This is a genomic window from Rhizobium sp. 862_C5_N1_2 (assembly GCF_051811205.1).
Classification (GTDB): domain Bacteria; phylum Pseudomonadota; class Alphaproteobacteria; order Rhizobiales; family Rhizobiaceae; genus Rhizobium; species Rhizobium leguminosarum.
Genome location: NZ_JBPWPT010000002.1, coordinates 356,505 through 374,058, shown reverse-complemented (window position 1 = coordinate 374,058; position 17,554 = coordinate 356,505). Strand labels below are relative to the sequence as shown.

The following is a 17,554-nucleotide window of genomic DNA, read 5'->3' as shown; positions in this document are numbered from 1 at the left end:
TCCTCCCAATTCTATCTTTTCGGCATATCCGGCGTATCGGCCGGGGCTCCGACCCAACGCGCAATTTCGATATCCGCTGACGTGTCCCGCATAAGTGTCGGGCAGATGTGAAGCTCGGGGATCACGGCGCTCTTGTTCAGGCTGGCGCAGAGGACGATCGCACGGGCGACGTCATGAGGATCCATCATGATGGCACGTTCCTCCTCCAGAGGAGGCCGCGCGCGATTGTCCATGATCGGCGTATTCGTCTCGCCGGGCAGGATCGTCGTCGCCCGGATCCCCTGATTGCGATAGGTGTTGTGCAGGAAGGTCATGAAGTTCTTCACGCCGGCCTTCGCCGCACCGTAGGCCGCGCCACCGAGCAGGTTGGGGTTGATCACGGCGAGCGACGAGACCGTAATGATCGTTCCCTCACCGCTCGCGATCATGTCCGGAAGGACCGCCTGGGTCAGGTTGAAGACGGCGGTCAGGTTGATGTTGATGGTGGAGGTCCACTCAGCCTCGCTCAAGAAACGCGCGTTCAGCACCTTGCTTGCGCTGCCGGCATTGTTCACCAAGATGTCGACGGGTCCGACGCTCTCCTTGATCCACGTCACGGCCGCAAAGATCTCTTCACGCGTCTCGATATCGAGCGCACGCGCGACGGCCTTGCCATTAGCCTCTTCGATCAAGGCCGCCACCTCGCGCAGCGGTTCGATCCGCCGCCCGGTCAGCACGACGGTGGCGCCGTATTTTGCCAGCAGCAGGGCGGTCTCGCGACCGATCCCGGAGCCGGCTCCTGTTACCAGAGCGATTTTTCCTTGAAGAAGTCCCATATCTTTCCCCTATTCGGCCGCAGCAGCGATTGGGCCAGAATAGCCGTAAATTTCCCGCGCAGCCTTCGCCGTGATCAGGTTTTCGGAAAGATCCTGCTCGATGAGTGCGCGCGAACGATTGCTCGCAGCTCCCCAACCGCCGCCGCCTGGCGTCTCGACCTCGAGACGCTGGCCCGTCTTCAGGACCACCTTGCCCTTCGGGAACTGGGGCTTGCCGTCCTTCGTGACCTTTCCGGCCGATCCGCTCTGCCCTTCGACGACGCCGAAGCAGGGATGGCGAACACGCTCGGAGGCGAGGTAGATGTTCATCGGGCTCTTGCCGAGGTTGCGGAGCACGACACGCTGGCCGAGACCGCCGCGATGCTTGCCTGCTCCACCCGAATCCGCGATCAGTTCCTTCCGCTCCGTCAGGACGGGCACGGCAACCTCGAACATCTCGATGGCCGTTACCTTGCAGTTCGAGGGGAAGCTCAACGTGTCCAGACCATCAAGCTCCGCGCGCGCGCCCTGCCCGCCATGGAAATTCTGGACGGAGCCATATTGCGTGCCGTCGTTGCGCTGACCGACGCAATTGGCGGCCCAGATCGGCGCGCCGCCGCTGTCGCCCATGACCTTCTCGGGCACGACGCCTTCGAGCGCCTTGAAGATCAGCGAAGGAATGACGTGCCCGATCAGGTTCCGCGAATTGCCCGCCGTCCAGTGCTGCGGATTGAGGATGCAGCCGAGCGGGGCCTCGTCGGTGATCGGAACGATGCAGCCCTCGTTATTCGGCGTCTCGGGGTCGAGCAGGCACTTCAGAGCATAGACCGAATGGGCATAGCGATAGTTCGTCCGGCAGTTGATCGAGTGCAGAACCTGATCGGAGGTGCCGGTGTAATCGACATGGATCGAGTCGTCCTTGATGATCACCGAAGCCTTCAGCGTCACGTCGACATCGTAACCATCAAGCAGAACCTCGGCCGCGTAGCTGCCGTTCGGCCATTCCCGGATCGCCTTGCGGGTCTGCGCTTCGGAGCGGGAATGGATGGCGGTCGCCAGGCCTTCGACATCGTCAAGACCGTATTCGTCCAGGAATTTGACGAGTTCGCGGCCCATGACGTTGTTGGCAGCGATCATCGACTCGAGATCGCCGCGTACTTCGGTCGGAAGGCGGACCGACGCTTCGATGATGTCGAAGACGTCCTGGTTCGGAACGCCGGCCTTCAGCAGCTTGATAATCGGGAAGCGGATGCCCTCTTCGTAGATATCGCTCGCTTCCGAATGCAGAGGGGCGCCGCCGATATCGGGAAGATGGGCGATGGACCCGGCATAGGCGACGACCTTGCCGTTCTTGAAGATCGGTGTGATCATCGTGACATCGGGAAGATGGCCGGTGCCGATCTCCGGATCGTTGGTCGCCAGCACGTCGCCCTCTTCGAGCTTGTCTGCCGGGAACTTCGGCAGGAAGTAGTTCTGGGCCGCCGCCGGGAGCGAGGTGATGAAGACCGGGATCGACCAGGTGCATTGCGCCAGCGCCCGTCCCTTGCTGTCCAGGAGGACGGTCACGTAATCGTGGTTCTCGCGGACGATCGGCGAGAATGCCGTCTTGCCGAGGACGTTGTCAGCCTGGTCTGCGATAAAGATCAGACGGTTCCACATGACCTGAAGGTTGATCGGGTCGTTGAAATCGGTGGCGGGTTTCGACATCTGAGTACCCCTTAGTGAATGTTGATCACGAGGTTGCCATGGGCATCCACATGGAAGACGCCGCTTGGGCCGACGACCGCAGTCGATTCACGCTGCTCGACGATTGCCGGACCCTTGACCTCTTCGCCGACGGGAAGCTTGTAGTGGTCGTAGACCGCAGTTTCGGCAAAGCCGCCGATCTCATGGAAGTAGACCTTGCGGCTGCCCTTCTTCGCGTCGGCAACGACGGTCTCGTGCGGGCGCGTGACCTGATCCTTTTCGCCGCCGGCGCGCAGGCGCCAGGTGATCACCTCCAGCGGAGCGGCAACGGTACGGCCAAACAGTTCGCGGTATAGCTTGAAGAAATTGCCGCGGAGCTCACTGAGGAATTCCTCCTTCGGCAGGGTCCGGTCAGGCAGAACCACGGTGATTTCATGGCCCTGGCCGACATGCCGCATGTCGACGGTGTAGCGGTTGCTGATCGTATCCTTAGGGACGCCCGCTGCCGACACGACTTCGGCGCCCTGGGCCGAAAGCTCGTCCAGCAGGCGGTTCATGGCGCCGACATCCCAGGCGTCGAGCACCATCGGATGGCTCGCGGAAAGATCGACTGCCACCGGAGCGATCAACAGGCCGATCGCCGAGCTCACGCCTGCACCGGTCGGGCAGATGATGCGGGAAATGCCGAGCTTGCGGGCGATGCCATAGGCGTGGACCGGACCGGCGCCGCCGAACGCGACCATGGGCAGCGACCGGGGATCGACGCCGAGATCGGTCGCATGCATGGCGGCCGCCTTGCTCATGGATTCGTTGACGAGGTCATGGATGCCCCATGCGCAGCGCTCGACCGAAACCTCGAGCGAGGCGGCAAGTTTGGCCATCGCCTCGTGGGCGGCTTCCTTGGAAACTTTGAACGAGCCGCCAACGAAGGATTCGGTGCCCATGTATCCGAGCAGGATGTCGGCATCCGTGACGGTCGGCTGGGTGCCGCCGCGCTGGTAAGCCGCCGGTCCGGGCATGGCGCCCGCGGAGTGCGGGCCGACGTCGAGCAGGCCGAGAGGGTTTTTGGCGGCGATCGAACCGCCGCCCGCGCCGATCTCGATCATCTGGATCGACTGGATCTTCAGCGGGAAACCGGATCCCTTGCGAAAGCGCTGGTAATGGGCGACCTCGAGATCGGTGCCGACATTCGGCTCACCGTCCGGGATCAGGCAGAGCTTCGCGGTCGTGCCACCCATATCGAAGGACAAGACGCTCGCCTCGCCCGCCGTGCGGCCGAACTCGGCAGCGGCCACGGCGCCCGCCGCCGGACCCGACTCGATGAGGCGTACCGGCAGTTCTGCAGCACGCCGGCTCGGCACCAGCCCGCCCGAGGACGTCATCCAGAGGACCTGGCGATCGATGCCCTTTGCCGCGAACTCACGCTGCAGATGCGCGACGTGGCCGGCCATCTGCGGCCTGGTATAGGCGTTGACAACAGTCGTCGAGGCGCGATCGAACTCGCGCATCTCAGGGCAGACTTCGGAGGAGAGCGAGACGAAGATATCGGGGTCTTCTTCGCGCAGCAGCGCTGCGACGCGCTGCTCGTGCTGCGGATATTTGTAGGCATGGAGAAGGCAGACGGCGACGGAGCGGATGCCCTTCTCCTTCAGGCGTCCGGCGATTTCGCGCACCGTCTCTTCCTCGAGCTCGGTCATGACGGAACCGTCGGCTGCGATACGCTCCTTGGCGCCGAAGCTGTTTGCACGGGTAACCAGCGGGTCGGGATATTTGATGTTCAGGTCGTAGAGGTCGTAGCGTCCTTCGTTGCGGATACGCAGCATGTCCTGAAAGCCGTCGGTGGTGACGAAGCCCGTCTCGACGCCCTTGCGCTCGAGGACCGCGTTGGTGACGACGGTGGTGGCGCCCAGCACCTGAAGGTTCTCGATGGCGATGTTGCCGGCGAATTTTTCCAGCAATTCGGACACACCCTGTACGACTGCTTCCGCCGGGTTCTTCGGCGTGCTCAGGACCTTGTGAAGGTGAAGGTCGCCCTTGTCGTCCAGGAGCGCGAAGTCGGTAAAGGTACCGCCCGTGTCGAAAGCCAGTTTTGCCATGTTGTCCTCGAAGCGACTGTTCGGCGCGGCAGGCGCCGCTATGCGGATCCGATGCCCGGACCCGGTGTCTGCTTGGAGGTTAGGGGAACGCCCGGCGCGTTGGCTAACACAACTACAGTCTGCCGCTATAGGGTTTGCTTATGGCGGATCGGAGATGTGCCGTCAGACTGCCGTTGCGAGGATCGGCCGCCGGCTAGGCCGGCCTGATTCCGGGATGGTGACTGCTCATGAGCTTGCCCACGACATCGAGGAGAACCGACCGTGCAGCGATGGCAGGTTCCGACAAGGGAAGATGATCGGCGACGCAGAGCGACACGGTCGCGTCGATCACCGGCTTCGTCAGCGCCCTCACCTGTGCGCCTGAAAAGATCGCCGTCTCCGTGACCACCGAAGCCGGGAGAATGGTCGATCCAAGCCCATCGAGGACCGCCGCACTCAGAGCCGGAACGGATTCGATTTCCGAGACGACATCAGGTGTGGCCCGAGCTCTCGCCAAGGCGTCGTCGATCAACCGCCGGAGCAGATGTGCCTTGCTGGGAAGAAGCAGCGGGATGTCCTGGAGGGCAGAGAGGGGAAGCGGCGCGCTGCTATCCCCGGGTAGTTGGATGCCCGGCGGCGAGACGAGGAACATTTCCTCGCGGAACAATGGCTGCAGGGTGACGCCCTTGATCGGGGCGGCGGCATAGATCAGCGCCATATCCATCTTGCCTGTCATGATCAGTTCGCTCAGGATCTGGCCGAAACTGTCATTGATATGGACGACGATGTGGGGATGCCTGGCTTTCATCTCCTTCAGGATCGGCAGCGACAAGGCGCTTGACGAGGAATAGGTCGCAAGCCCGATCGAGACGCGGCCCGCCACCGACTTGGCGGCCTGATCGATGTCGACCTGCGCCTGCTCGATCTGCTTCAACATCAATTGCGCATGCCGATAGAGGATGAGCCCCGCCTCCGTCGGCGTAATGCCGACATTGCTGCGGATGAGAAGCTTGTGCTTGAAGTGCGCCTCGAGAGCGGCAATCTGCTGCGACAGCGCCGGCTGGGCCGTCCGCAGAAGGCTTGCCGCTCGCGATACGCTGCCCGTATCGACGATCTTGACGAAGCTCTTCAATTTTCGGAAATCGACGCTCATGGCCACCGGCTTCTTGTTTCACGAAAAAACGTAAAGCCTGCGGCCGGTGGGGCGCAAGGCCCACCGGCTTCTTTGCAGTCAATACAGGCCGGCAACGGCCCGCTCAATGCGATCGCATGCCTGTGTGATCGCCTCCATCGACGTTGCGATCGAGATGCGGAAATGAGGCGATACTCCGTAGGCGGCACCCTGCAGTGCCGCGACCCCGACGCCATCGAGCAGATAGAGCACAAAATCGAGGTCTGTCTCGATTGTCTTACCTTCGGGCGTCTTCTTGCCGATGACACCAGCGCAGTTCGGAAACAGATAGAAGGCCCCATCCGGCACCAGGCAGGAGAGGCCAGGCACGGCGTTAAGCCGTGAGCACGCATAATCGCGGCGCTCTTTGTAGACCTTCACGCTTTCCGAAACGAATGACTGATCCGAAGACAGCGCATAGGCGGCTGCGGCCTGACTGACCGACGACGGGCAGGACGACATCTGCGACTGCAGCTTGTTGATGGCTGCGATCAAGGCGACCGGACCCGCCGCGTAGCCGATACGCCATCCGGTCATGGCGTAGGACTTGGAGACGCCGTTGGTGAGCAGAATGCGCTCCTTCAGTTCCGGGACGGCGGCAACCAGCGTCGTCATCGGCTCGTCCTTGAACCAGACCTGGTCGTAAATGTCGTCGGAGAGCACGAGGACATGGGGATGGCGCAGCAGCACCTCGCCGAGGGCTTCGAGTTCGCTCCTGTCATATGCCGCGCCCGTCGGATTGGACGGCGCGTTGAGGACCAGCCACAAGGTCTTCGGCGTGATCGCCTTTTCCAGAGCCTCCGGCGTCAGCTTGAAGCCCGCTTCCCGCGGGCATTCGACGATAACCGGCTTGCCTTCGTTGGCGATGACCATATCGGGATAGGAAACCCAGTATGGTGCGGGGATGATCACCTCGGCATCGTTTTCCACGCTCGCCATCAGCGCCAGAAACAGAATCTGCTTGGCGCCGCCGCCGACGCAGATTTCGTTGTCCGCATAGCTGAGGCCGAGCCGGCGCTGGATATCGCCGATGATGGCCTTGCGCAGCGCCGGCGTGCCGTTGACGGCGGTATATTTCGTTTCGCCCCTGTCGATGGCCGCGTGCGCCGCGGCCTTGATATTATCAGGCGTGTCGAAGTCCGGCTCGCCGACAGTCAGATCGACGATATCGCGACCGGCCGCCTTCAGTTCGCGAGCCCGGGCTGCCGCAGCCGTGCTTGGCGAAACCTTGATTCTGGACACACGCGATGCAGGCACGAAAGTGCTCATTGGGATTTCCTCGTTTCTGGAAAGGCGGATTGCGTCAGTGAACGGCTTCGGCTTCGCCGCGCATCTTCCCGGTCAGGAACAGTTCGCCGAGTTCGTCATGGGTGATGTCTTTCGGCAGGCCATCCCAGATGACTTTGCCAAGTCTCAGGATGACCGCGCGCTGGGCCACTTCCATGGCTTTCTTGGTGTTCTGCTCGACGAGCAGGATCGTCATGCCGTCTGCATGAAGGCGAAGAAGCTCGTCGAAGACGATGCCGATCGCGGCCGGCGACAGCCCGACGGACGGCTCGTCGACCAGCAGCGCCTTCGGCCGCTGCAGCACCGCCATCGCCACTTCGAGCAACTGCTGCTCGCCGCCGGACATATTGCCGGCGAGTGTCGCGCGGCGTTTCTTGAGGATCGGAAAGAGGTCGTAGACGTAATCGCGGTCAGCCTTCACCTTGGCGTCGCGGAGGGTATAGGCCGCCATCTGAAGATTTTCGTCGACGGTCATGACAGGAAAGTTGCAGCGCCCCTGAGGCACGAAGGAAATCCCCTCGCCCAGAATGGCTCGCGACTTCCAGCCCGCAATATTCTTGCCGCGCCAGTCGATGCATCCCTGCTTGATGGTCGTCATGCCGTAGAGCGTCTTGAGAAGCGTGGACTTGCCCGCCCCGTTCGGCCCCATAAGCGCCACGAACTGTCCAGCGGGCACGTCGAGATCGACGCCGTTGAGGATGTCCAGATTGCCGTAACCTGCACGCAGGTCGCGGATTGAAAGGTTCGAATTACCCACCAAGATAGGCCTCCCTGACGCGCTGATCCTGAATGATGTCGCCCGGCAAGCCCTCGACGAGCTTGGCTCCCTGGTCGAGCACGATGACGCGCTGGCAGATGCTGGTGACGACATCGATATTATGTTCGATCACCAGGAAGCTCACGCCGAGTGACTTGTTGGCATAGAGGATGGTGTCGACGACGCGTTCGATGATCTTCGGATTGATCCCGGCCATCGGCTCGTCCAGCAGGATGAGCTTCGGTTCAGGCATCAGCATGGATGCGAACTGGATGAGCTTCTGCTGTCCGCCCGACAGATTGCCCGCCGGCTGGTGGCGCACATCCCAGAGACCCGCCATCTTGATCAGGTCGCGGGCTCTCTCCCTGAGACCATCGATGCGCTGGCGGGACATCTTTCCGAGGCCGAAGGTCGATGCAATGGACGGGAAGGTGAACATCTGACCGGCAATGACCAGGTTCTCCTCGACATCGAGCGACTTGAAAGTCACGGTCTTCTGGAAAGACCGCAGCATGCGGCCTTCCCTGGCGATGCGGTTCAGGGACCAGCCGGTTATGTCCTGTCCATCAAGGATCACCGTGCCGGCGTCCGGCTTTGCAAGTCCGGTGCTGCAATCGAAGAAGGTCGACTTGCCGGAACCGTTCGGTCCGATCAGGCCCGCGATCTCTCCCCGGTCGATGTGAATGCTGACATCGTTGACGGCCTTGACCGCGCCATAGGACTTGCTGAGGTTCTTGATCTCGAGAAGGGGAAGATGACTGGTCATTTAGCGCCTCCGATCGCATTCCAGAAGCGATTGATGAGCGGCGCGCAGCCCTTCTTGAACCAGAAGACGAGGACGAGAAGGCAGACGCCATAGGCGATCATGCGCAGTTCGGGTGTAATGCGTAGCGCCTCCGTCAGCCCGACGAAGAGCAGGCTTCCAAAAACGGTGCCGGAAATCATGCCCGCCCCTCCTCCGAGCACGATGATCAGCATCGTGGTCGAATAATACATCTGGAAGGTCAGCGGGCTGACGACCGTCAGGTAATAGGCGTAGAGGCCGCCGCCGATCCCGGCGAACACCGCGCTGATCATGAAGACAATCAGCTTGTAGTGCCATGTGGGAACGCCGAGAGATTCGGCGAGCGTTTCGTTCTCACGGATCGCCACCATGTTGCGCCCGGCGGGCGAGCGGACGATTGCCCAGACGGCGAAGGTGGCGAGGGTCCCGATGATCAGGGCAAGATAGTAGAAGTTTGTCGTACCGGACACCGTGAACGAAAGCGGGCCTAGCTCGAAGTATGGTTTTGGAATGCTCGATAGTCCCATGTCGCCGCGGGTGAGTGAGATCCAGTTCTTGGCGATGGCCTGGCCAATAATCACGAAACCCAGGGTACACATGACAAAGGACGTCGAGCGCAGACGTAAGGCGGGAATGCCGAGCGGAAGGGCAAGGGCCCCTGAGACAGCGCCAGCAGCGATGAGATTGACGTAGAACGGCGTTCCATAGGTGACGGCGAGAAGACCTGCCGTATAGGCACCGATACCGAAGAACGCGGCCTGGGCCAATGACAGAAGACCGGTATACCCCACGAGCAGATTGAGCCCATGTGCCGGAAGCATGAAAATCAGGGCGATGATCAGGGAATGGGTGATGTAGCGGCTGCCGATGAACGGCGCGGCGAGTGCTAGGACAACCAGGACTGCGGCGAGCGGTATGCGAAGGTCGCGCCTGCGTGCCTGTTGAGCGGTTTCCGTCAGAGACATGTCGAGTCCTCGGTCGTTCGAGAAAGGTCGGCGGGCGCAGCTGCTAGAAGCGCGCCTGCGTCGAAAAGAGGCCATGCGGTCGCCACATCAGCATCAGGATCAGCGTGGCGAAGCCGACGGTGTCGCGGAATTGCAGGCCGACATAGGTGGCGACCAGGCTCTCGGCAACGCCGAGGATCATCGCCGCGACGAAAGTGCCGCGCACATTCCCCAAACCGCCCATGATAATGATCGGCAGCGTCTTGAACGTGATCAGTTCGCCCATGCCGCCATACACGCTGACGTTGACCGGCGCTGTCAGAACACCTGAAAGCGCGGCGAGTGCCGCCCCCAGCATGAAGGTTCGAAGCACCACCTGCGGCACATCGATGCCAACGACGCTGCAGCACTCGACGTTCTGGGAAACGGCGCGCATCGCCATTCCGAGGCGGGTGTAGCTGACCATCAGTTCGAGGCCGATGAACACCAACAGGCAGACGACGAGAATGAGAATGCGCTGCTGGGCCAGACTGAAGCCCAGGATGGAAACCGGTTCGATATAGCCTCCGGCGAAGAACTTGTAGCCTCCGCCGAAGACGAGAATGATGGTGTTCTGCAGGATCAGCGCGATGCCAAGGGTGGCGAGCACGCCCGACTCCGCGGGCGCGCCGACCATCCGGCGCATGACGAGTTGCCCGACCACATAGGCAACGGCGATTGTCGCAAGAACCCCCACGACAATCGAGGCTTCGTAGGACAGGCCGAGATAGTCGATCGCAAACCAGGCTCCGAACGTGCCGAGCATGTAGTACTCGCCGTGAGCAAAGTTGATGGCTCTCAGCACGCCGAAAATCATGGTCATGCCGACGGCGACGATTGCGTAAACGGAACCAGTGACGATTCCATTCATAGATTGCTCAACTATGGTCGAGAGCATGGGCGTACTCCTCCCGGCAGATTAGTTGGCAGGATATTGAATGTCCGCGGTATATGCACCTTTGATGCTCGGCTTGCCGTTCTCGATCTGCAGCAAGATCATCGGCAATCGGGCCTGGTTGTGGTCGTCGAAAGTGACTTCGCCAACCGGGCTCTTATATTTGATCTTCGAGAGTGCGTCGCGAACCTTCACCTTATCCGCGCTGCCGGCCTGCTTGATCGCCGCTGCGAGGAGATTGACGGTATCCCAGTGAACGTAAGCGTGGTTATTCGGGGCTTCGTTGTAGGTGGCCCTGAACTTCTCGACGAAAGCCTTGCTTTCGGGCGAGTCGAACTGCGGAAGCCATGCGGCGGCCTCGACGGCACCTTCGAGCGCCGAAGGGGCTGACTTGATGGTCTTTTCCGTGTTGAACTCGCCATTACCGATCAGCGCGACCTTGCCAGCTATTCCGAGTTCGATCATCTGGCGGGCGATGATGGGCGTCGTATCGGCGAGGCCGTACATGATGATGGCCTGGGCGCCATTGTCGCGGATCTTGGCGAGAACGCTGCGGAAGTCGACTTCGCCTTCCTTGTAGTAGTCTTCACTGAGGATCTCTCCCTTGAAGTCAGGCAGGTATTTCTTCGTGAAGGTGATCGCCGAGCGGCCATAGTCGCTGTCGACCGAGAGCACCGCAAACTTGGTAAAACCGCGCTGCTCTGCAGCATATTTGGCGACGATCAGCGCCCGGTTCTCATCTGTCGGATAGTTGCGATAGGTCCACTTAAAGCCGCCGACGCCGGCCTGGTAGGTGATCTTCGGATTGGACGACGCCGCATTCAGGAGAAGCACTTCGGCATCTTCCGCGACGGGCTGAATGGCGAGCGTCACCGAGCTGGAAACATCGCCGATGATGAAGTCGACGCCATCCTGGTCAATCAGACGACGGGCGGCCGAGACGCCTTCGACCGGCGTGCCCTGGCTGTCGGCGTTGAGGAGTTCGATCTTCATCCCATCGATGCCGCCGGCATCATTGATGTCTTTGACGGCGAGTTCGGCTCCATGCATCGAAAATGCGCCGTAGCGCGCATTCGGACCGCTCATCGGCGCAACAAGTCCGAGTTTGATCGTCCCGTCCGCTGCCAGCGCGATCGCTGGCAGGCCGGAAACGGCAGCCGACAGCGAAAGGACTGCAGTAGAAATGAAAAGTGCTCTGCGGCTTACGGTAAGTTTCATGTTCCCACTCCATGTTCTCGGGTGCAAACGCTTGGGCATATGGCCCAGCGTAGTCCTGACCGCTTTCCGCGGTTCTTGTTGCGTCAGCCCAGCGCTGACACCGTCACAGTAGGTTCAGGAAAGCGTTGCTGGCCAACACAACTCCACTCTGCCGCTATAGCGTTTATTTATAGCGAACCGATCGATTCGGCATTGCGGGAACGGCTCACCGTCCAGCCGGATGAGCCGTCGGGTGATATAATGGTGATGTCGTCCCTCGTCACTCGGATCCTGCACTCCACTCGCGATAGGCGAGGTGGATCTTTGCTCCGATCGTCGTGAAAGGCTGCGGCGGCAATGCCGTCGGGGCAGCCAGGTGCGCGTAGACGCGTCGGCCGAGCGGATTCGATTGCTCATCGCCCGCCGAGCAGAGGTGTGAGTTCCACGACGCGTTTTAAAAGGTCAGTTGCACCTTGCAGGCGGCCGCGCGGTCGCCGGCGAGGATGAAGGCGGCGTCGGCTTCTTCGAGCGGCAGGCTGTGGCTGATGATTGGACGCACATCGATCTTGCGGCTGGAGATCAGCTCGACGGCGGTCGCGAATTCCTCGTGGAAGCGCTGCGTTCCGTGGAGTTGAAGCTCCTTGCCAACGATGGCGTTGAGAGGGATCGGGACGTCTCCTGTGACGCCGACCTGCACGATCGTTCCGCGTGGTCTGATCGCGGCAATCGCGCCGCGGATGGCCGGAGCGGCGGCCGAGCATTCGAAGACGAGGTCGAAATAGCCCTTTCCCGCCTCGTATTCCGCAAGCGCCTGGGCATTTTTGGAAACATTGATGGTGCGGCTGGCGCCCATCGCTTCGGCCCTGGTGAGCGCCGCATCCGCGAGATCGGTCACCACGATCTCGCTTGCGCCATGATAGGAGGCGACGGCAACCATCAGGGCGCCGATCGGGCCGGCGCCGGTGACCAGCACGCGTTTGCCTGTGATATCCCCTGCGCGCGATGCCGCGTGCAGGCAAACGGATAGCGGCTCGCTGCAAGCCGCTTCCGCTGCCGTTGTCGCTGCTCCAACATCAAAGCACTGCTTGGCCGGCACCACCAACCATTCCCGGAACATGCCCTGCTCATGCGGCAGGCGCATCGCGCTGCCCATGAAGCGCATTTCCAGGCAGTGGATCGGCATGTTTTTCTCACAGTATTCGCAATGCCCGCAGGGTTGGCTGGGATTGACCGCCATTAGCGTCCCAGCCTTCAGATCGACGCCTTCGCCCGCTTGGCTCACGGTCCCCGAGGCCTCGTGGCCGGGTATAATCGGCTCGCGAACCCGGACCGGCCCGAAGCCGCCATCCTGATAATAATGCAGGTCGGAGCCGCAAATCCCTGCGGCCGCCATTTTGAGAAGCACCTCGCCGAGACCAGGGGCCGCAACCGTATCGGTCTCGATCCTGAGATCGCCCTTTTGGTAAAGCCGTGCCAGACGTGTCCGCATCGTGTCCATCCTTATCTCAACAGTCCAAGCTGCTGCGGCAGCCAGAGCGATATGGCCGGGACGAAGGTGATCAGGATCAGTGCCAGGAAGAGCGGCACCAGCCAGGGCAGGATCGCCATGGTCGTGCGTTCGACGGATAGTTTCGCGACCCTCGACAACACGAAAAGCACCATGCCGAGCGGCGGGTGCAGCAGGCCGATCATCAGGTTCAGCGTCATGATGAGACCGAACTGGACGGGATCGATCCCGAATTTCAGGACGATCGGCAGAAGGATCGGCACGAGGATGGTAATGGCCGCGATCGTGTCCAGGAAGCATCCGACGAAGAGCATCAGCAAGTTCACGAGGATCAGGAAAACCCATTTATTGTTGGTGATCGACAGGATCGCATCGGACAGCAGCTGCGCCGCCTGGCTCACCGTCAGCAGCCATGCAAAGACCGATGCCGCGGTGACGATGAAGAGAACGGATGCCGTCGTCTCGATCGTATCAAAACTTGCCTTGGCGAGCGTCGAGGGTGTCATCGTACGGTAACGCACCAGACCGAGGAACAGGGACCAGAGGACGGCTGCGACGGCGGCCTCCGTCGGCGTGAACCAGCCCATCGTCATGCCGCCGATCAGGATGACGGGCGTCATCAGCGCCATGACGGCGGAGAAGCGGAAATACCAATCGAGGGCAAGAAGCAGGGCAAGGGCAATGCCCGCCGCAACATTCATCGATACGCCCGCCTGCATCAGCAGATAGATGGCCAGCGGCACTGCCAGGACGACGACGATTTCCATCCCCGCCGACAGCAGCTGTCTCACATCGAACGGCGCGTCCGAGCCCCAACGCTTCCAATAGGCGAAGGCGGCGACAGTGATCATCATCAGCAGCGTCATGACGACGCCGGGCAGGATGCCCGCCATGAAAAGAGCGCCGATCGAGACGTTCGCCATCATGCCGTAGATCACGAAAGGCAGCGGCGGCGGGAAGATCGGACCGAGCGTTGCCGAAGCCGCCGTCACGCCGACCGCTGCCTCGACCGGATAGCCGTGATCCTTCATCGCCTTGATCTCGATCGTGCCGATACCGGCCGCATCGGCAAGCGCCGTGCCGGACATGCCGGAGAAGATGACAGAACCGATGATGTTGACTTGCGCGAGACCGCCCTTCATCCAGCCGACGAGAGCAACGGCAAAGGAATAGATGCGGCCGGTGACGCCGGCCGAGTTCATCAGGTTGCCCGCGAGGATGAAGAAGGGCACGGCGAGCAACGGGAAGCTTTCGACACCGGCAATCATGCGCTGGGCGACGATGATGTCGGGCGCGACGCCATAAAGGACGATATAAAGCACGGATGCGACGGCCATCGAGATGGCAACGGGCACCCCGACCAGCATCAGCACCAGAAACGAGCCAAGAAGAAGTAGCATCGGATCAACCCTCTACGGTCTGGAATTCTTCGGGGCGCTCCAGAACGGAGTAGCCGCGGCGCATATTGGCGATGAAGACGACGACTGCGCGGATCAGCATCAGCGCGAAGGCGACGAGAACGGCGTAGAAGACGATGTTGCGCGGCAGATCGATGGTGACCATCTGCTCGTCCGCCACGATGTCGACGTAGCGCCACATCAGATGGCAGCCATAGGCGAAGAAGCCGATGCGGACGATATCGACAAAAGTGGCGAGCACGCGCGCCAGGCCTGCAGGCATATAGTGATAGAACACATCCACCTGGATATGCCGCGACGTGCGCACGCACATGACGGAACCGAGAAAGACGACGCCGATCAGACAATTGATCGCGATTTCCTCGGTCCATGCGTAGCTGTCGTTCAGCACATAACGCGTGAAGAACTGCAGGAACACGCAACCCGCCATCAGCCAGAAGACGATCAGCGTGATCCAGTCTTCAATGGCGTAGTCCGAGACGTTTGCGGTCGGAGCGTGCCCTTCGAACTCGTGACCGATTTCTTCGGCCGTGATTTGCGTATGAATTTCTTGCGACATGATCGGCCCTGTTCCAGTTCGGAATGAAGGAGCGCGGCGCCTGCAGCAACCAAAGTGTTACAGCGTCCTTGCGCGTCTGAAAGACGCGCGGCGCTCTAAGGCGCCGCGCCGCGAGTTTTACTGGATCGCGCGGATTGCTTCCCAATCGGCCTTCTCGTAGCCGAAATCCTCGAACTTGACCTTTTCCATCACGGCCTTTTCGAAATCGGCCTTGTCGACCTCGGCGACGTTCAGGCCTTTTTCCTTGAAGGTCGCAATAAGACCGTTTTCCTTGCCGGCGATCGTCTTGCTGGTGCGCTCGGCGGCCTCCTGCATGACCTCGCCGAAGATCTTCTTGTCCTCGTCGGAAAGGCTCGCCCACCGCGTCTTCGAGATCACGGTGTTGAGGTGATCGACGATGTGGCCGGTGAGGATGATGTTCTTCTGGACTTCGTAGAACTTCTTCGCCTCGATTGTCGTCAGCGGGTTTTCCTGTGCCTCGACCGTGCCGTTCTGCAAAGCGAGATAGACTTCGGCAAAGGCGATCGGCGTCGTGTTGGCACCGCAGGCGCGCGGCATGGCGAGATAGGCCGGAACGTCAGGCACGCGGATCTTCAAGCCTTGCATATCCGCGCATTTGGCAATCGGCTTGTTTGATGTCGTATGGCGCGTGCCGTAATAGCTGACCGCAGCGATGTGGTTGCCCGTCTTGTCTTCATAGCCTTTGGCAAGACGCTTGAAGACATCGCTCTTGGTGTAGGCGATCAGGTGATCGGGACCGCGGAAAATATAGGGGAAGTAAGTCACGCCGATCGGCTTGTAGTCGCGTGCCGCAAAGCTCGATCCCGAGATGATGATGTCGACGGTCCCGAGCTTGAGGCCCTGGTTGATGTCGGCTTCCTTGCCGAGCTGCGATGCAGGATAGACCTCGATCTTGTAGCGCCCGTCGGTGCGCTTGTTAATCTCTTCTGCGGCCCAGACGGAATCCGTGTGGAAGGGCTCGGACGTTTCATAGACATGCGCCCATTTCAGCACTGTCTGGGCCTGCGCGATCGCGCTACTCGCCATGATCGCGGCTGCGGTGCAAAGTATCGTTGCCAGTCTGCTTTTCATTGCTCTCTCCTCCCGAGCTTGGGTTAAGTCTTGGTCGTTCCTTTCGACGGCCGCTTGTTGCGTCCGCGCTCCTCTTCCCCCGAAAACTCCTCCCCGAAGCTCTCGGAAAACCTCTTCTGCGACATTGTGAGATGGGCGCGCATGGCCGCCTTGGCGCCGGCGGCATCGCCGGCAGCGATCGCGTCGCGAATGGCCCGATGCTCGTCCAAGGCGCTGCGCCATGTCGTGGGCCCCTCGAAGTGGCTGGCGAGCTTCGCGAAATATGGGGTCATGCGCATGTCGAACATCTCGCCCGTCACGCGGATCAATGTCGCATTGCCGACGATGGCGGCAATGCCGGTGTGGAAGGCGCGATCGGCATCGAGCACTGCGATTGCATCGTTGACCACACCACCCATGCGCGTCAGCGTTTCATCGAGCAGAGCAATATCGTCCGGCTTGGCGCGGCCTGCAGCTTCTTCGGCGATGGCGCATTCGATGAGGGCTCGCGCCTGCAGCAGTTCGAAAGGCCCCTCCACCGGCTCGCGCTCGGCCCCGGCGACGGTCGCTGCATGCTGGCGCACCACATAGATGCCCGATCCCATGCGGATGTTGACGAGGCCTTCGACCTCCAGGACGATCAGCGCCTCGCGGACGGTCGGGCGTGAGACCGAGAGTTGTTCCGCAAGATCGCGCTCAGCCGGCAGCCGCTGGCCGACGGCAAGCTCACCGCTAGCGATCATCAAGCGAATCTGATCCGCGACCTGTCTATAAAGACGGCGTGATTCAACAGGCGAAAACATCGTGGCCTCCCCGGCGAGCTCTCCTCAAGCGCGCACACTGGTCAACTGGCCTGACCAATTGAGGTACAGGTATCACCACAGAAGTTGTGCGTCAATCCGCCGCATAAACTTAAAAGGAGAGTTCACATTTCTGGCTGAGCCGGGCAAGAAAAAACCCCGCCGTGGCGGGGTTCATTGCGAAGGGGCCGATCAGTTATTATGTGCCGCGCAAGCCTCATCCATCGGCGTGGCATTGCTCGTGCCACCCTGCGTCTGAAGATTGTTGGAGTTGTTGACCGGATTGGGGCACTTGGTCCTGTCGGTTTTCTTTGTGCCGGTGGTCGTGGAGCCCGTCGTGGTGGTATCGGTCGCCATCGGCTTTTTGGCCTTCATATTGCCGCTTGCACCGCCACCCTGATCGGCCTGGTTTTTATCGATCGTGGCGCCGGCCGGTGCCGGATTGGATTGGGCGAAGGCAGACGTCGCCATGCCGATAGAAAGAAGCGAAGCTGCTACGAGTTTCATACGCATCTGATGTCCTCCTTAGGATCTTTGCGTGATTATTCAGAACCTCGCCGGCGCGTCATT

At 61.0% G+C, this 17,554-nt stretch carries 16 protein-coding genes; all 16 read right to left on the bottom strand.

Annotated features, from left to right (window positions below; all coding sequences use genetic code 11):
* Positions 1 to 11 precede the first annotated feature (11 nt).
* Positions 12 to 815 (bottom strand): SDR family oxidoreductase, encoded by an 804-nt coding sequence (locus ACD590_RS26055; protein ID WP_439003683.1) that lies wholly within the window; start codon positions 813 to 815, stop codon positions 12 to 14.
* 9 nt (positions 816 to 824) lie between these two features.
* Positions 825 to 2,501: a hydantoinase B/oxoprolinase family protein gene (locus tag ACD590_RS26050; RefSeq protein WP_439003682.1), complete on the bottom strand. Its 1,677-nt coding sequence runs from the start codon at positions 2,499 to 2,501 to the stop codon at positions 825 to 827.
* Between the two features lie 11 nt (positions 2,502 to 2,512).
* Positions 2,513 to 4,576, bottom strand: a complete 2,064-nt coding sequence (locus ACD590_RS26045) for a hydantoinase/oxoprolinase family protein (RefSeq protein WP_439003681.1) — start codon at positions 4,574 to 4,576, stop codon at positions 2,513 to 2,515.
* 193 nt (positions 4,577 to 4,769) lie between these two features.
* The gene (gene nac / locus ACD590_RS26040) at positions 4,770 to 5,708 is read right to left on the bottom strand and encodes a nitrogen assimilation transcriptional regulator NAC (RefSeq protein ID WP_018444568.1); all 939 of its coding nucleotides are present in this window, start codon (positions 5,706 to 5,708) and stop codon (positions 4,770 to 4,772) included.
* Between the two features lie 78 nt (positions 5,709 to 5,786).
* The gene (locus tag ACD590_RS26035; RefSeq protein ID WP_439003680.1) at positions 5,787 to 6,995 is read right to left on the bottom strand and encodes an aspartate transaminase; all 1,209 of its coding nucleotides are present in this window, start codon (positions 6,993 to 6,995) and stop codon (positions 5,787 to 5,789) included.
* A gap of 34 nt (positions 6,996 to 7,029) precedes the next feature.
* The gene (locus tag ACD590_RS26030) at positions 7,030 to 7,773 is read right to left on the bottom strand and encodes a branched-chain amino acid ABC transporter ATP-binding protein (RefSeq protein WP_439003679.1); all 744 of its coding nucleotides are present in this window, start codon (positions 7,771 to 7,773) and stop codon (positions 7,030 to 7,032) included.
* Positions 7,763 to 8,536, bottom strand: coding sequence for an ABC transporter ATP-binding protein (locus ACD590_RS26025; RefSeq protein WP_439003678.1), 774 nt, complete (start codon positions 8,534 to 8,536; stop codon positions 7,763 to 7,765). The genes ACD590_RS26030 and ACD590_RS26025 overlap by 11 nt, the downstream gene beginning before the upstream one ends.
* Positions 8,533 to 9,519 (bottom strand): branched-chain amino acid ABC transporter permease, encoded by a 987-nt coding sequence (locus tag ACD590_RS26020; protein ID WP_247265434.1) that lies wholly within the window; start codon positions 9,517 to 9,519, stop codon positions 8,533 to 8,535. The genes ACD590_RS26025 and ACD590_RS26020 overlap by 4 nt, the downstream gene beginning before the upstream one ends.
* A gap of 43 nt (positions 9,520 to 9,562) precedes the next feature.
* Positions 9,563 to 10,435 carry a branched-chain amino acid ABC transporter permease gene (locus ACD590_RS26015; protein WP_018245441.1) on the bottom strand — a complete coding sequence of 291 codons (873 nt, stop codon included), beginning with the start codon at positions 10,433 to 10,435 and terminating at the stop codon, positions 9,563 to 9,565.
* 21 nt (positions 10,436 to 10,456) lie between these two features.
* A complete protein-coding gene (locus ACD590_RS26010) occupies positions 10,457 to 11,650 on the bottom strand; it encodes an ABC transporter substrate-binding protein (RefSeq protein WP_439003677.1) in 1,194 nt (397 codons plus the stop codon).
* Between the two features lie 433 nt (positions 11,651 to 12,083).
* Complete coding sequence (locus tag ACD590_RS26005) at positions 12,084 to 13,118, bottom strand: L-idonate 5-dehydrogenase (RefSeq protein ID WP_439003676.1); 1,035 nt, start codon at positions 13,116 to 13,118, stop codon at positions 12,084 to 12,086.
* An 11-nt stretch (positions 13,119 to 13,129) separates the two neighbouring features.
* Positions 13,130 to 14,536, bottom strand: a complete 1,407-nt coding sequence (locus ACD590_RS26000; protein WP_439020989.1) for a TRAP transporter large permease — start codon at positions 14,534 to 14,536, stop codon at positions 13,130 to 13,132.
* 4 nt (positions 14,537 to 14,540) lie between these two features.
* Positions 14,541 to 15,113, bottom strand: a complete 573-nt coding sequence (locus ACD590_RS25995) for a TRAP transporter small permease (protein WP_018245445.1) — start codon at positions 15,111 to 15,113, stop codon at positions 14,541 to 14,543.
* A 117-nt stretch (positions 15,114 to 15,230) separates the two neighbouring features.
* On the bottom strand, positions 15,231 to 16,205 hold the full coding sequence (locus ACD590_RS25990) for a sialic acid TRAP transporter substrate-binding protein SiaP (RefSeq protein WP_018245446.1): 975 nt from the start codon (positions 16,203 to 16,205) through the stop codon (positions 15,231 to 15,233).
* Between the two features lie 23 nt (positions 16,206 to 16,228).
* On the bottom strand, positions 16,229 to 16,987 hold the full coding sequence (locus ACD590_RS25985; protein WP_018245447.1) for a FadR/GntR family transcriptional regulator: 759 nt from the start codon (positions 16,985 to 16,987) through the stop codon (positions 16,229 to 16,231).
* 189 nt (positions 16,988 to 17,176) lie between these two features.
* On the bottom strand, positions 17,177 to 17,497 hold the full coding sequence (locus ACD590_RS25980) for a hypothetical protein (RefSeq protein ID WP_018245448.1): 321 nt from the start codon (positions 17,495 to 17,497) through the stop codon (positions 17,177 to 17,179).
* Between the last annotated feature and the right edge of the window lie 57 nt (positions 17,498 to 17,554).